Raw genomic sequence first — 13,510 nt, 5'->3', positions numbered from 1 at the left:
TAGGTTCTTACTTGATCAGTTGTGGCGGGAGTGTCGTCCCACCATCGGTGTATCCACCGCCGGTGTAGAGCGAAGGGTCAGCAACAAATTTCACGAAGTGACCTTGAATACCGTTTAGCGAGCCGCCGCACTTATCAGCGACAAGTGAAAATGTGCCGGCGCAATGGCCAGGAAAGACGAAACCGTCCAGATGGAAGGCTGCGAAGCCCTCGATGTAGTAGATGCCCCCACTACCGTTCCCAACTAGACCGCTGAAGACCGGAATCAAAACTTCGTGCCCAACGAAGTCGGCCATATTGTCACCCTTTTTTCCGTTGCAATCACTATCCAAATTGGCGCCGGTATCAGTCGTAACGTATGGCAGGTCCGGGTTCGAATTCTTGGGGTTTGGAGGGTATACGGTTGCAGCGCACTTGCCCGCAATTGTGTCAATCCATTCAAAGCCGCCGGGTATCACCTGCCCGGACGCAGAGGAGTCACCTACGCAATTTTTGTCTTTCCCCTTGCTGAACATCGCGATCGTTGTGCCTGAGAAATCGAATTGGCAGGGCGCGAAGGTTAGTGGTAGCGAGGCTGGTCCGACCGAGGGACCCCCGTATGCAGCCGTAGATACAGCGGTGACCGTGACTGGTGCGGCACTAAGTGCGCTGGCGAACATTTTGGCCAGAAAACTTGCGGATCCATCCCTTGTGGAAGTGGTCACCGTTACTCTTCCCTTTACACTTACATCGACCGTTGCGTCACTGGCACCGTCGTTCGAGTTGGCGTTTGCCAAGGGGCCGGCAAGCGACGGCGTGCAAGGTTGGATCTCGCAGCTCTTTGCTACGGCGAGTGCACCTGCGTCCGCGCCATTCTGCAATTGCGCTCGCTCGGCGTAAATTTGGCCAACATCTACCGCCATGGCGCCGGCACCAATCAACACGAGCATCATCAGCGCGACAACTACGCCCGCGGCGCCCCGTTCTTCAGTTCGCCCGATGTCGGCCCGTTTCCACCTCAGCCGCCGCATTGCATTGATCCTCTGCCTTTAAGCACCAGTGAAGGACCAAAAAAACCGGTGAGCCAGGTTCCGGTGTAGGTGACGGTCACTGAAGCATTGGGAGTTGGGGTGGCCGGGGCACACGATGCCGCGGAGTAGTCAAAGGTCAACAAAGCAGTATTTATCGACGGGGCACCGGCCTTTCCTGCGGCTGTTGCTTTTGTGGTGTCATTGGTAATTGCCATCGTCCGTGCTGCCTCACGTGACGCCTGAGTCACCGAGACTTGAATGTTGAAGGCGTTCGAAAACTCCACTATGGCGATAATTAGTGCGATGAGGATCGGTGCCACCAAAGCGAACTCGACCACGACAGCACCCCTTTCGCTGTCTTTCCGTTGTTTCGGGCTGCGTTTCAAGTGGTCCCCCTGGACAGTTGCAGCATTAAGAGGAAAACGGTGTGCCGCGCTGTGTTGCGCGGCACACCTTATGGATGAAATTAGGCCGTCGGTGCCTTGAAGTTGTTCTTGACGGAGTCGCCCAGAGTGGTGAACCAGTCGTTGAGCGCAGTGCCGAAGGCACCAACTCCAACGACGATAACCAATGCAATGAGGCCCACGAGGAGCGAGTACTCGGTCGCGGTGGCGCCCTTTTCAGATGAGAAGCGATCCTTGACGCCGGCGACGAAAGCCATCATCGAGACCATGAGAGAAGTCATTGTATTTCCTTAATTCGGTGAAATTGGATTTAGTGATTTCAACGAATTTCCAGCTGCCCCCATAAATCCTTAGCGGCTGGACTTCGCTAAGAAAAGATTGTCACTGCGGGGTAGATGGCAACAATGCGTAGTGGTACTCGACTTTTTGGAGACGTGCTAAAAGCACGTACTCGAATGAAGCGGGCAGTACTCAGTCGGTGTTTTCAAGTAGGCGTCGGACTACTTGCTAGGGCCGTGGAGGATATGCGGTAGAGGCTTGTCGCCTTACTGGCCGATGAAGATCGTGACCGCCGCGAGAGCGCCGAGCATTGAGGGGCCGTGGGGTACTTCGGTGGCTTTATTCCGGCCTTTTCGAGCGAGCACAAACACTGTGACGATGCCATTCAAGACGAAGCCAATGAGCCCGCCGTAGAGCAGCTGGCTCCAACCTAGGTACCCCAGGTAAAGGCCAACAGGCGCGGCGAGCTTCACGTCGCCCATCCCGATGCCGCCGGGGGAAATGAGTCCCAAAATCAGGTAGGCGGCGAACAAAATAACCGCTCCCAGGGATGCGCGGAGCAGATCATCAGATTGCTTACCAAATAGCCCTGGCAATAAAAGTAATAAAAGACCGCCGACCAGCAGTATCAAAACGAGGGGATTCGGCAGCAAATGGAGCGCTACATCGGTCCTTGCCAGCTGAACGCCCAGTACGGCAAGTAAAAGGAACGCTGGGAGGCTCAATGCGTTGCCGAAATGCGCGGCAAAGGCCGCACATGCGATGCCGGTGAGTGCCGCCGTCGTAATTCTTGCCTGCAGTCCCGGCGTCTCGCCGAACCTCGGAAGAAGCTTCGCAATCAGGAGTTCGGCGATGGGGGAGAGGCTGCCTCCCAGGATCCCGGCGCCAACGACTAGCAGTGCGCTGGTGGGAGCCCCGTTCGCCGCTGACAACACTGCATCCCCCTGCGTTGATTGGGCCGGCGTGGCCCCAGCGGCCTCCGGCTACCCCATTTTGACCCCGAACCACCTGACGCGCTAATCTTGGTAGTCGTTGTGCGTGTCCTATTCCGATGGTGCGTGCCCGCTTGAGGATCCGGTTGCAGGATAACTACTCAACGTGCACATTCGGAACTTCAGGATGACTGGTTACATGGAGCCCTCACCTCTGTTCCGGTAGCGCGCAGACAGTAGGTGCGCGAGCTAGCGACACCTAAACAAGAACGCCAGAACAAGAACGAGGCAAACACCGTGCGTACGTACACCCCGAAGCCCGGCGATATCAACCGCCAGTGGCACGTCATTGACGCCACCGACGTTGTCCTTGGTCGTCTTGCAAGCCAGACCGCAATCCTGCTGCGCGGCAAGCACAAGGCCACTTTCGCATCCCACATGGACATGGGCGACTTTGTCATCATCATCAACGCTGAAAAGGTAGCCCTGACCGGCGCCAAGCTGGAGCAAAAGCGCGCATACCGCCACTCCGGCTACCCGGGCGGCCTGACCTCTGTCAACTACGCGGAACTGCTGGAATCCAACCCGGTCCGCGCCGTTGAGAAGGCCATCAAGGGCATGCTCCCCAAGAACTCCCTCGCTGCCCAGCAGCTCGGCAAGCTGAAGGTGTACCGGGGTGCGGAGCACCCCCACGCCGCCCAGCAGCCCAAGACGTTCGAAATCACCCAGGTCGCCCAGTAGTCCTGGCCACCAAACAACTTATCTATACAAGGAGAATCGTGGCTCAGAACGAAGAGACCACCGAGGTCGTCGAGGCCGAGGAAAACCTGACCAGCTACACCTCTGAGAGCTCAGCTGCTGAAGCTGCTCCCAAGAAGGAGCGTCCGGCCCTGACTGTTGCCGGCGCAGCTGTGGGCCGCCGCAAGGAAGCCGTTGCACGCGTCCGCGTTGTGCCCGGCTCCGGCAAGTGGACCATCAACGGCCGCGAGCTGGCCAACTACTTTCCGAACAAGCTGCACCAGCAGGACGTCAACGAGCCCTTCAAGATCCTCGATCTTGAAGGCGCCTACGACGTTATCGCCCGCATCCACGGTGGCGGCATCTCCGGCCAGGCCGGCGCCCTGCGCCTCGGCATCGCCCGTTCGCTGAACGAGATCGATGTCGAGAACAACCGCCCGACGCTGAAGAAGGCCGGTTACTTGTCCCGTGACGCCCGTGTCATCGAGCGTAAGAAGGCCGGTCTCAAGAAGGCCCGCAAGGCTCAGCAGTACTCCAAGCGCTAAATCCGCTTGTACAGAAGCCCGCCCCACCGTTCGGTGGGGCGGGTTTTTGCATGACGTGCTAAGGCTTGGGAAAAGTAGACGAGCGCCGAACACGGCTGATGACTAGGTGTCCAGGTCACAGTGGAATGCTCCCCGGAGCATGAGTTTCGTTACTGCAGGGATTCGCGGGGTACGAGTCGAAGGCTTCGCAAACGGCAGACGCGCGTCGAGTAGCCATTTACCCAACGTGTCTGACACCTAATGGTGTCGGCATGCCTGTACTTCGTCACGCTACAGTGACACAGAGTCCGAGTGACCGAGTGCGCTTTCGTTTCGCCTCGCGTAGACCGTCGTTAATGGAACTTTTCATGAAAGCCTCCGTGGAAGCGTCCAACGCACGAAGCCGCCAGTTTGAAGTGGCGGCACGAGCCCTGGTCTTCAGAAACTGGACAAATCGTAAAGTTCCGCCCCGTCTGTGATGTACGGCTCATAGTGAGAGCGCACCCATTGGATGATACGGCTTGCTTCCGTATCTGGACCGACGCTGATTGGAACGTTCTGGATGACTACTGAGGCAACCTCTTTCTTTGCTACATACTCCTGGAACTGGCCCAGGGTGGGAAAAGGATCGGTTCCGTTGAAGCCGCCGATTGCCATCACAGGTTTTCCAAGCTCTAGCTGATAGTTAGCCGCTGTTTCTGACCCCACCATCGCGCTTGCCCATTCGGAATTTTCTGTGATTCGGTTGATTTTGTCCGTGACTGATGGGAGAGCTTCATCCCCCATCATGAGGGAGACGAAGCCCCCCGGGACGTCAATGCCAAGTTGGTTTCTAGAGGGATGATCTCCACGGATGCTACCAATGCTGGGGCCTGCCAGTACACCAGCGCCAACATGTGGGTGCGTTATCGTGTTAAAGCACCAAATGACAGGTCCTACGGCAAGAGATAAGACAAGAAATAATGTATTGATTGCTTTTCTTCTGTCGTTTCCTTGGGGAATTATCTGCATTGATATGGCGAAGATACCAAAATAGAGAAGTCCCTGGGCGAGGCCGGGAAGCTCGGCTGAAGAGCCAACGGCGGCAATTATCGCGATGACTAGGCACTGCAGCAATATTGCGGCGAAGAGTAGTCTTTTAGGAAAGCTTTTATGGTTATCTCTAAAATATATGACTGCTATTGCTGCAAGGATGCTGAGTGGCGGTACCATCGTCAAGGAGTAGTAGGGGTGCACAATTCCACCCATGCTGGATAGAACGAGCGCTGAGGTACAAAACCAGATCCCTGCGAACGCGCTGAGCGCGCTGATCTTCCGGTTGATTAGTTTATTCGGCAGGCGCGAAGCGACGATGACAAGGCCCGCTAGCGCAAGAGGGAGGAACCACCCGCACTGTCCTATAAAGCTTGGCTCGAACAATCGCAGCGGGCCGCTTGCGGAACGTTCCTCAGCTCCTTCTATGGGGAGCGCCCCATTTGCTGCCGCCCCGCTTAGCCTGTCCAAACCGTTATAGCCTAAGGCAAGTTCTAGCGCACTATTCCTAATTGACCCACCAATATAGGGACGGATGCCGGGATCAGTCAACTGAACGGCAAGAAGCCACGATCCGCCGATTGCGATGGCCCCGCCTGCGGCAAGAAGAAGGTGAAGAAGCTTCCTGATGGGGTGGGTTGTTGCGAAACCAACATAAGTGATGGCTAGGGCGGGCACTATTAGGCCTATTTGAAGTTGTTTCGTAAGGAAGCCCGCGCCGACAAGGAAACCAGCAACCAATATCCATATCGGTCGGCGTTGGTCAATCGCCTTGACCGTCGTCCAAGCGATTAGGACCATAAGTAGAACCAAGAGTGGGTCTGGGTTGTTGTAGCGAAACATCACCGTGCTTACAGGGGTCACGGCCATGAAAGTTGCTGCCAGCAGTCCGGTAGATGCCCCTGCATACCTGCGGACCAGAACGTACAGGAGGAATACCGTGAGGACTCCCATGAGAGCCTGCGGTAAGAGGATGCTCCAACTGCTGAGGCCGAACAGCCGAACGGAGAGGGCCATGACCCAGATGCTGAGAGGCGGCTTGTCCACGGTAATGGCGTTGGCGGGATCTGAAGAGCCGTAGAAGAAGGCTGTCCAATCCTGTGCTCCGGACATGACGGCCGCAGAGTAATACGCATTTGCCCACCCGTTTAGGTCCAGGCCCCAGCAATACAACAGCCCCGTCAGCAGCAGCAGCGACAGCAGCGCTGGTCGTTCCCACGGAGTCCTGCCTGAATTCAAGAGAGCGAGGACGCGTCCTCTCGCCCTCAGGGCACGCGCCGGATCTGATACCGGTTTGACCCCTATTTGTGTCATGGAGGTACTCACCTGACCGTGTTTCCAGCTGGGAGCAGAGCGCGGCGTGTATTACTTCTGACCCGCTGGGCCCTGAAGACCCAAACCCGCAGCAAAACAAACCTCATCAATGTAGCGAGTACGTTGGCGGCGGTGAGGACCAGAAGCTCCAGGTTTGGGGCGGCATCGGCATGCATCGAGTGAAGCATTGCCAATGACGACGACGTGAGCGTCCATGCCAGGAGGAACACTATGAAGCCCTGGAATTGCTGGGTGAACAGCTTCTCCGGTCCGCTGATGCCAAACGTGAACCGCCTGTTGGCTGCCGTGTTTCCAATGGCGGTCAACAGCAGTGCCAGGAAGTTCGCTTCCTGGGATCCAAAGGGGCCTTGCAAGATGAGGTAGAGCAGCGCGAAAGCCACGGTGGAGGCAATCCCCACAAGACCGAAACGGAGTACTTGACCAAAGAAGCTTGGACGGCCCAGGGGCACGATCGGTCGGCGTCCGAGCTCAGCGTAAAGAGCCTGAACGGGAATCACTCCATTTACCAGGGAGCCGGCTACGCGCACCATCCCTCTGAGATCATCTAGAGCCGTCTGCTTGATGTCCACCCGGCTGTCCGGATCGTCCACCCAGTCGACAGGAATCTCGTGAATGCGAAGCCCTGAACGCTCAGCAATAATCAAAAGCTCCGTGTCAAAAAACCAACCGTTGTCCTCGACATGAGGAAGCAACCGTTTTGCCACGTCGGCTCGAATGGCTTTGAACCCGCACTGGGCGTCGGAAAACCTGACCTGCATCGTGCGCCGCAGCAGGAAATTGTAGGACCTGGAAATAAACTCCCGTTTGGGACCGCGGCTCACCCTGGAACTCTGGCCCAAACGGGTGCCGATGGACATATCAGAATGCCCGGACAGCAGGGGGGCCACCAAAGGTGGAAGCGCTGCCAGATCCGTGGAGAGGTCGACGTCCAGGTAGGCCAGCACTTTTGCATCGGAGGCAGACCAGGCGTCCTTTAGCGCGTACCCGCGTCCTTTGACCTCGAGGCGCCGATACTCGACGTTTGGCAGGTGCTCGCTAAGTCGAGCGGCAATCACCGGTGTCCGGTCAGTGCTTGCATTATCGGCGATGGTGATTTTCCACGTCGACGGCATTTCATTCGTCAGATATTCGGCGAGCCTTGTGATGCTGCGTTCCAGTACCGCTTCTTCGTTGTAGACCGGTACTACAATTTCGAGCGCCAAGCCCCCATAGCTAGGTGTCATGCATGGATCGTAGGGGCCGCCAAATAGGCGTGGCGAGGGTTTCGAGTAAAGACAGGTAGCAAGGAAAAAAACCAAGTAGTCCCAGTAATCTGCCCAGACCGTGAGCAGGTACTCAACAGTAGGGCCAGCCGCGGAACGCCGCCTACGCAGATCTTGGCAGCACCCATCCTCTACACTTGACCGGTGTCTAGATTATTTGGAACTGATGGTGTCCGGGGGCTGGCCAACGGCCTGCTGACAGCAGAGCTGGCCCTGCAGCTGGCCCAGGCGGCCGCCGTCGTGCTTGGTCACGACCGCAACTCCAACGGCTCCCGGCCCCGCGCTGTGCTGGCCCGCGACCCGCGCGCCAGCGGTGAATTCATCGCCGCCGCCGTGGAAGCCGGGCTCTCCAGCTCAGGCATCGACGTCTATGACGCCGGCGTCCTGCCGACTCCTGCCGCCGCCTACCTGGTCGCGGACCTGGACGCCGACTTCGGCGTCATGATCTCCGCGTCCCACAACCCGGCGCCGGACAACGGCATCAAGTTCTTCGCCCGCGGCGGCCAGAAGCTGCCGGACGACGTCGAGGACGCCATCGAGGCCCAGATGACCAAGGAAGCCGTCCGGCCCACCGGGCCCGACGTCGGCCGCATCCAGCGGTTCTCCGACGCCGAGGACCGCTACATCGTCCACCTGCTCCGCACCCTCCCGCACCGTCTGGACGGCCTCACCGTGGTGCTGGACTGCGCCAACGGTGCCGCCAGCGGCTGCTCGCCCCAGCTCTTCAAGGACGCCGGCGCCGACGTCATCGTCATCGGCGCCGATCCTGACGGCCTGAACATCAACGACGGCGTGGGCTCCACCCACCTGGGCCCCCTCAAGGAGGCCGTGGTCAAGTACGGCGCGAATCTGGGCATCGCCCACGACGGCGACGCCGACCGCTGCCTGGCCGTGGATCACGAGGGCAACGAGGTGGACGGCGACCAGATCATGGCCATCCTCGCCATCGCACTCAAGAAGTCCGGCAAGCTCAAGGACGACGTCCTGGTGGCCACCGTCATGAGCAACCTCGGCCTGAAGATCGCTCTTCGCGACGCTGGCATCACCATCGTGGAAACCGCTGTGGGGGACCGTTACGTCCTGGAGGGCATGCGCGACGGCGGCTACAACCTGGGCGGCGAACAGTCCGGACACGTGATCTTCTCCGACCACGCGACCACCGGCGACGGCCTCCTCACCGGGCTTCAGCTGGCCGCCCAGGTGGCGCTGACCGGCAGGCCGCTCAAGGAACTCGCCACTGTCATGACCAAGCTCCCGCAGGTGCTTATCAACGTCAAGGGTGTCGACCGCAGCCGCGTGGGCAGCAGCGACGTACTGGCCCAGGCCGTGGCAGCGGCGGAAGCCGCCCTCGGCGACACCGGCCGGGTCCTGCTCCGTCCCTCCGGCACCGAGCCGGTGGTCCGCGTGATGGTGGAGGCCGCCGACGAAGAGACTGCCCAGTCCATCGGCGAACACCTGGCCCAGGTGGTCCGGACCGAACTCGCATTGGAGCTCGCCTCAAACTAGACGCAGCAAAACAGTGGCCCGCCTCCCCATAGGGAGACGGGCCACTTGCGTTTGGAAAAAACTCAGAGCGCGCGCTCCTTCAACGCATCCCGGATCTCGGTCAGCAGCGCAACCTGCGGGTCCTCGGCAGCATCCTTCTTCACGTCCTTGTTGATCCCCAGCCGACGGTTGCGGCGCTCGATCATCATGTTCATCGGCATCACCACCACAAAGTAGATGGCCGCCGCGATCAGCAGGAAGTTCACGATTGCAGTCAGCAGCACCCCGAATTCGATGGCGTTGCCGTTCAGGTTTACCTTCGCAAAACTGTCGAAATTGGGTGCACCCACCAGGCCGGAGATGAACGGCATCAGCACCTTGTTCACCAGCGCCGTGACCACCGCTCCGAACGCGGTACCCATGACGACGGCCACGGCAAGGTCAACAACGTTGCCCTTCATAATGAAGTTCTTGAATCCACTAAGCATGAGAACCAACCTAGCGCACCGGCATTACAGGTACGCCGGTGCCGCTTCCAGGCCGAAGTATTCCTCGAGCGTCCCGATGCCGCGGTTCAGCATGTCCGTTGCCGCCTCAACCCCCACGTACCGCAGGTGCCAGGGCTCGTAGTAGTACCCCGTGATGGGGTGCAGCATCCACGGGTACCGCACCACGAACCCGAACCGGTGCCCGTTCGCTTTCGCCCAGGTGGCCGCCGGCTGTTCCGCGAAGCACGGCTGGAAGCTGCAGGCACCCCCGCCGTCCCCGATGTCGAACGCCCACCCGGTCTGGTGCTCCGAGTGCCCGGGCCGCGCACTGGCGGTGTCGGCGTCGGCCTGCCCCCGCGCCGCGACGTACCCGTTGTACGTGGTCACCTGCGTGCTGTACGAGCGGTAGCCGCTGGCCAGGACCATCGCCACACCGTCCCGCGCGGCCGCGGCGAACATCGCCTCAGCCGCTGCCGCCGTGGTGCTGTTCAGCAGCGCCGCCTCACCGGCAGCGGAGATGGCGACGGCGGGACGCACCAGGTCAGCCGGCACATAGTCCGCCGGCTTCAGGGGCCGGTGCTTGTTCACGATGACCCAGGGGCTTGCCGGATCATCGAGTGAAAACTGCCGCGCCAAAGCTGCCGATGGCGACGGTGTAGGGGACGGTGCCTCAGGCGGCTGGCCCACTGTGGCCGTTTCCGCCGTCGGGCCCGCTGACGCGGTGGCGGCCGTAGGGGAGGGGGAAGGGGAAGGAACAGCGGACGACGGCGGCGCCGCCTTGGGTGCCTCCGGTGTGCAGGCTGCCAGGACGGTCAGTCCGGCCCCTGCCGCGAGGAAGCGCGTGAAGCTGCGCCGGCTGGAAGAAACGCATTGGTAGCACACCTGTGCTACACCTTCCGGAGCAGCATGCGGCGGATGGAGTGGTCCGCCTCTTTGGTCAGCACCAGCTGGGCCCGGCCGCGGGTGGGCAGCACGTTCTCCTCCAGGTTGGGCTCGTTGATCCGCTTCCAGATGTCCCTGGCGGTGTTCTCTGCCTCTTCGTCGGACAGCGTGGCGTAGCGGTGGAAGTAGGACTCCGGCTGCGCGAACGCGGTGCTGCGCAGCTTCCGGAACCGGTCCACGTACCACTCCTCGATGTAGGAGGTCTTGGCGTCCACGTAGATGGAGAAGTCAAAGAAATCGCTCAGGGCCAGGCCCTGGCGTCCGTCATGCCGGGGGCGGGCAGGGGCCAGCACGTTCAGGCCCTCAACGATCAGCACGTCCGGGCGGCGGACCACCACTTCCTTGCCGGGCACGATGTCGTACGTGACGTGTGAGTACCAGGGCGCGCGCACTTCCTCGGCGCCGCCCTTGATCTCACTCACGAAGCGCAGGAGCGCCCGGCGGTCGTAGGACTCGGGAAAACCCTTCCGGTCCAGCAGCTGCCGGCGCTTGAGCTCGGCCAGGGGGTAGAGGAACCCGTCGGTGGTGATGAGCTCTACGTTGGGGGTGCCCGGCCAGCGGCGAAGCATCTCCCGCAGCACGCGGGCGATGGTGGACTTGCCCACGGCAACCGAACCGGCCACGCCGATCACGAACGGGGTGCGCTGGGTCTGCTCGCCCAGGAACGTGGTGGTGGCCGCGTGCAGTTGCCCGGCAGCCTCCACGTACAGGTGCAGGAGCCGTGAGAGCGGCAGGTAGACATCCCTGACTTCGTTGATGTCCAGGGGGTCGCCGAGCCCGCGAAGGCGCAGCACATCCTCTTCATTAAGGGGCTGTTCCATCTGGGCTGCGAGCCGGGACCAGGTATGCCTGTCCAGCTCCACGAACGGCGAGGCACCCTCCCCGTTCGCTTCATTGCGTTGCGAAGTCACGCTAAAGATTCTGCCCCGCTCCCGGCCCATCGCGAAATGACGCCCCTGCTCAGTGCGGCGGCACCCATCACGGAGACGCCGCACGGAGGCCTCCCGGTTTAGAGCAAGTGGCACGCTGCCGATAGTCTTGTGCCTATGTGTGGAATCGTGGGTTACGTAGGCCGTTCGGTTGACGGTGCAATTAATGGTCACAGTGCGTTGGATGTTGTCCTGGAGGGGCTGCGGCGCCTGGAGTACCGCGGTTATGACTCTGCCGGTGTGGCTGTGGTGTCCCAGGGGGTTATCGAGTCGCGGAAGAAGTCCGGGAAGCTGAGCAACCTGATTGGTGAGCTGGAGGCCCGGCCGTTGCCGGAGACCCTGACGGGTATTGGCCACACGCGGTGGGCGACGCACGGCGGCCCGACGGACCGCAACGCGCACCCGCACCTGGCTGATGGCGGCAAGCTCGCCGTGATCCACAACGGCATCATTGAAAACTTCGCCGAGCTCAAACTTGAGCTGCTGGAGAAGGGTGTGACGTTCCTGTCCGAGACGGACACGGAGGTCGCCGCGGCGCTGCTGGCCGACATCCTGCGCAACCAGCTGGGCGGGGACCCGGCCAACGGTGGCCTGACCCGGGCCATGGAGCTGGCGTGCCAGCGCCTTGAAGGTGCTTTCACGCTGCTGGCCGTGCACGCGGACCAGCCCGACGTCGTCGTGGCCGCCCGACGTAACTCACCGCTGGTGGTGGGCCTGGGCGAGGGGGAGAACTTCCTGGGTTCGGACGTGTCCGGGTTCATCGATTACACCCGCCGCGCGGTGGAGCTGGGCCAGGACCAGATCGTCACGATCACCGCCGACACCGTCACGATCACCGATTTCTTTGGCAACCCGGCCCAGGGCAAGGAATACCACGTGGACTGGGACCCGGCTTCGGCCGAAAAGGGTGGGTTCTCCTCGTTCATGGAGAAGGAAATCCATGACCAGCCCGACGCCGTCGCGCAGACCCTGCTGGGCCGGTCGGATCTGGACGGCAAGCTGACCCTGGATGAGCTGCGGATCGACCCGGAGCTGCTGAAGCAGGTCAACAAGATCATCGTGCTGGCCTGCGGTACCGCCGCGTATGCGGGCATGGTGGCGAAGTACGCGATCGAGAACTGGTGCCGGATCCCCACCGAGGTGGAGCTCGCGCACGAGTTCCGTTATCGGGACCCGATCCTGGACGAGAAGACCCTGGTGGTCTCGATCTCCCAGTCCGGGGAGACCATGGACACCCTGATGGCTGTCCGGTATGCCCGGGAGCAGGGCGCGAAGACCATCTCGATCTGTAACACCAACGGCTCCACCATCCCGCGTGAGTCCGATGCCGTGCTTTACACGCACGCCGGTCCGGAGATCGCGGTGGCCTCGACCAAGGCGTTCCTGGCCCAGATCACGGCCGCGTACCTGCTGGGCCTGTATCTGGCGCAGCTGCGCGGGAACATCTTCTCGGGCCAGATCAAGGACGTCCTGGCGGACCTGAACAAGATCCCCGCGAAGATCCAGACCATCCTGGACAAGGCAGGCCCGCTGCGCGAGCTGGCCCGGTCCATGGCTAACGAGAAGTCCGTGCTGTTCCTGGGCCGGCACGTGGGCTACCCCGTGGCCCTCGAGGGCGCTTTGAAGCTCAAGGAAATCGCGTACATCCACGCCGAAGGCTTCGCCGCCGGTGAGCTCAAGCACGGCCCGATCGCCCTGATCGATGAAGGCCAGCCCGTGTTCGTGGTGGTCCCGTCCCCGCGCGGGCGTGACTCGCTGCACGCCAAGGTGGTCTCCAACATCCAGGAAGTCCGTGCCCGCGGCGCCCGGACCCTGGTCATCGCCGAGGAAGGCGACGAAGCCGTGAAGGCCTACGCCGAGTTCGTCTTCTACGTCCCCGAGACCCCCACCCTGCTGATGCCCCTGCTGACCACCGTTCCGCTGCAGATCTTCGCCGCGGAACTCGCCGCAGCCAAGGGCTACGACGTGGACCAGCCCCGCAACCTCGCCAAGAGCGTCACCGTCGAATAACCGGCGCACTGCAGGACAACGGAAGCCCCGGGCCACCATGGTCCGGGGCTTCAGCGTTAACGCCCTCCGGTCGAAACGGTTTGCGTAACTTTTGACCCGCCTCGGCCACGGAAGTCCCTGAATGTCAGGGTGCGCTCCGCG

General features: G+C 61.1%; 13 protein-coding genes. 4 read left to right on the top strand and 9 right to left on the bottom strand.

Translation table 11 applies throughout. The features are described from left to right. Positions 1–7 precede the first annotated feature (7 nt). The 4 genes from ACWRN3_RS07285 to ACWRN3_RS07270 all read right to left on the bottom strand — a co-directional run bounded on the left by ACWRN3_RS07285 (position 8) and on the right by ACWRN3_RS07270 (position 2,627). The gene (locus ACWRN3_RS07285; RefSeq protein WP_476740247.1) at positions 8–1,009 is read right to left on the bottom strand and encodes a pilus assembly protein TadG-related protein; all 1,002 of its coding nucleotides are present in this window, start codon (positions 1,007–1,009) and stop codon (positions 8–10) included. Then, complete coding sequence (locus tag ACWRN3_RS07280; RefSeq protein WP_476740246.1) at positions 997–1,347, bottom strand: TadE family protein; 351 nt, start codon at positions 1,345–1,347, stop codon at positions 997–999. The genes ACWRN3_RS07285 and ACWRN3_RS07280 overlap by 13 nt, the downstream gene beginning before the upstream one ends. A gap of 128 nt (positions 1,348–1,475) precedes the next feature. After that, positions 1,476–1,694 (bottom strand): Flp family type IVb pilin, encoded by a 219-nt coding sequence (locus ACWRN3_RS07275; protein ID WP_476740245.1) that lies wholly within the window; start codon positions 1,692–1,694, stop codon positions 1,476–1,478. Positions 1,695–1,958: 264 nt separating this feature from the next. Next, positions 1,959–2,627: a prepilin peptidase gene (locus ACWRN3_RS07270; protein WP_476740244.1), complete on the bottom strand. Its 669-nt coding sequence runs from the start codon at positions 2,625–2,627 to the stop codon at positions 1,959–1,961. A gap of 294 nt (positions 2,628–2,921) precedes the next feature. Between ACWRN3_RS07270 and rplM the strand changes: the two genes are divergently transcribed. Both rplM and rpsI read left to right on the top strand, forming a co-directional pair. Beyond that, positions 2,922–3,365, top strand: coding sequence for a 50S ribosomal protein L13 (gene rplM / locus ACWRN3_RS07265; RefSeq protein ID WP_015937805.1), 444 nt, complete (start codon positions 2,922–2,924; stop codon positions 3,363–3,365). A 38-nt stretch (positions 3,366–3,403) separates the two neighbouring features. Then, positions 3,404–3,907, top strand: coding sequence for a 30S ribosomal protein S9 (rpsI, locus tag ACWRN3_RS07260; protein ID WP_159631395.1), 504 nt, complete (start codon positions 3,404–3,406; stop codon positions 3,905–3,907). A 417-nt stretch (positions 3,908–4,324) separates the two neighbouring features. Here the strand turns inward: rpsI and ACWRN3_RS07255 are convergent, their stop codons facing one another. Together ACWRN3_RS07255 and ACWRN3_RS07250 are read right to left on the bottom strand one after the other, a co-directional pair. After that, positions 4,325–6,031, bottom strand: coding sequence for a glycosyltransferase family 39 protein (locus ACWRN3_RS07255; RefSeq protein WP_476740243.1), 1,707 nt, complete (start codon positions 6,029–6,031; stop codon positions 4,325–4,327). 209 nt (positions 6,032–6,240) lie between these two features. Then, the gene (locus ACWRN3_RS07250) at positions 6,241–7,476 is read right to left on the bottom strand and encodes a bifunctional glycosyltransferase family 2/GtrA family protein (RefSeq protein WP_476740242.1); all 1,236 of its coding nucleotides are present in this window, start codon (positions 7,474–7,476) and stop codon (positions 6,241–6,243) included. A gap of 183 nt (positions 7,477–7,659) precedes the next feature. Here ACWRN3_RS07250 and glmM point away from each other — a divergent pair, with 183 nt between their 5' ends. After that, positions 7,660–9,021: a phosphoglucosamine mutase gene (gene glmM, locus ACWRN3_RS07245; RefSeq protein WP_476740241.1), complete on the top strand. Its 1,362-nt coding sequence runs from the start codon at positions 7,660–7,662 to the stop codon at positions 9,019–9,021. A gap of 62 nt (positions 9,022–9,083) precedes the next feature. On the opposite strand, the gene mscL is transcribed toward glmM, so the two are convergent. Genes mscL through coaA form a run of 3 tightly spaced genes read right to left on the bottom strand, consistent with a single transcriptional unit; the run spans position 9,084 to position 11,371 of the window. After that, positions 9,084–9,488, bottom strand: coding sequence for a large conductance mechanosensitive channel protein MscL (gene mscL, locus ACWRN3_RS07240; RefSeq protein WP_255172807.1), 405 nt, complete (start codon positions 9,486–9,488; stop codon positions 9,084–9,086). Positions 9,489–9,512: 24 nt separating this feature from the next. After that, the gene (locus tag ACWRN3_RS07235) at positions 9,513–10,370 is read right to left on the bottom strand and encodes a M15 family metallopeptidase (RefSeq protein WP_476740240.1); all 858 of its coding nucleotides are present in this window, start codon (positions 10,368–10,370) and stop codon (positions 9,513–9,515) included. A gap of 5 nt (positions 10,371–10,375) precedes the next feature. Then, positions 10,376–11,371, bottom strand: a complete 996-nt coding sequence (gene coaA, locus ACWRN3_RS07230) for a type I pantothenate kinase (RefSeq protein WP_255172805.1) — start codon at positions 11,369–11,371, stop codon at positions 10,376–10,378. Between the two features lie 105 nt (positions 11,372–11,476). Here coaA and glmS point away from each other — a divergent pair, with 105 nt between their 5' ends. After that, entirely contained in the window at positions 11,477–13,369 is a 1,893-nt protein-coding gene (gene glmS, locus ACWRN3_RS07225) for a glutamine--fructose-6-phosphate transaminase (isomerizing) (RefSeq protein WP_476740239.1), read from the top strand. Positions 13,370–13,510: the final 141 nt, after the last annotated feature.

It is taken from the genome of Pseudarthrobacter sp. rb, from assembly GCF_056389225.1.
The sequence above is the reverse complement of the archived record's forward strand: the minus strand, read 5'-3'. Positions and strand labels throughout refer to the sequence as shown.